General features: G+C 58.9%; 2 pseudogenes. Both read left to right on the top strand.

From position 1 onward, the window contains the following. A pseudogene (locus tag ACQKPC_RS30430) lies at positions 1–95 on the top strand (hypothetical protein); the annotation flags it as partial. Further along, positions 95–1,113, top strand: a pseudogene (locus ACQKPC_RS30425) (thiamine pyrophosphate-dependent enzyme); the annotation flags it as partial. The pseudogenes ACQKPC_RS30430 and ACQKPC_RS30425, both read left to right, overlap by 1 nt.

Raw genomic sequence — 1,113 nt, 5'->3', positions numbered from 1 at the left:
TGGCGACGACCACCAGTACCTATCCGGAACTGGCGGCATTGCTGGAAAAAGCCATTATCGATAACCCGCCCGCCGTTATCCGTGACGGCGGTGTGCAGACCTGTCAATCAATCATTACGGCTTGACCAATGCCGATCTTGATACGACCTTCCGTGCCGGCGACCTGTTCATCGGCAAAGAGGAGGCGAGCCTACGCGAAATTCACGAAGCGTTGCAGCAGACATATTGCCGCACCATCGGCGCTGAATTTACGCATATCACCGATTCCGAGCAGCGCCAGTGGTTCCAGCAGCGTCTGGAAAGCGTGCGCGGCCGTCCGACGTACTCCGTCGACATCAAGAGCCACCTGCTTGAGCGCGTCACCGCCGGCGAAGGCCTGGAAAAATACCTCGGTACCAAATACCCGGGTACCAAGCGTTTCGGTCTGGAAGGCGGCGAGAGCCTGATTCCGATGCTCGACGAGCTGATCCAGCGTTCCGGTTCTTACGGCACCAAGGAAATCGTGATCGGCATGGCCCACCGTGGCCGTCTCAACGTGCTGGTCAACACCTTCGGCAAGAACCCGCGCGAGCTGTTCGACGAGTTCGAAGGCAAGAAGAAGGTCGAGCTGGGTTCCGGTGACGTTAAGTATCACCAGGGCTTCTCGTCCAACGTGATGACCACCGGCGGTGAAGTTCACCTGGCCATGGCGTTCAACCCTTCCCACCTGGAAATCGTTTCCCCGGTGGTCGAGGGTTCGGTTCGCGCCCGTCAGGATCGTCGTAACGACCCTACCGGCGAGAAGGTTCTACCGATCTCCATCCACGGTGACGCGGCATTCGCCGGTCAAGGTGTGGTCATGGAAACCTTCCAGATGTCGCAGACCCGCGGTTTCAAGACCGGCGGTACCGTGCACATCGTGATCAACAACCAGGTCGGTTTCACCATCAGCAACCCGCTGGACTCGCGCTCCACCGAGTACGCGACCGACGTTGCGAAGATGATCCAGGCGCCGATCCTCCATGTGAATGGTGATGATCCGGAAGCCGTGTTGTTCGTGACCCAGCTGGCCATCGACTCGGCAATCGCCTCGCTGGCTGCCAACGTGCTGATGTTCACGCTGATCTCGTTGTT

This window comes from Pseudomonas sp. NPDC089918 (assembly GCF_050280605.1).
Lineage (GTDB): Bacteria > Pseudomonadota > Gammaproteobacteria > Pseudomonadales > Pseudomonadaceae > Aquipseudomonas.
The sequence above is the reverse complement of the archived record's forward strand: the minus strand, read 5'-3'. Positions and strand labels throughout refer to the sequence as shown.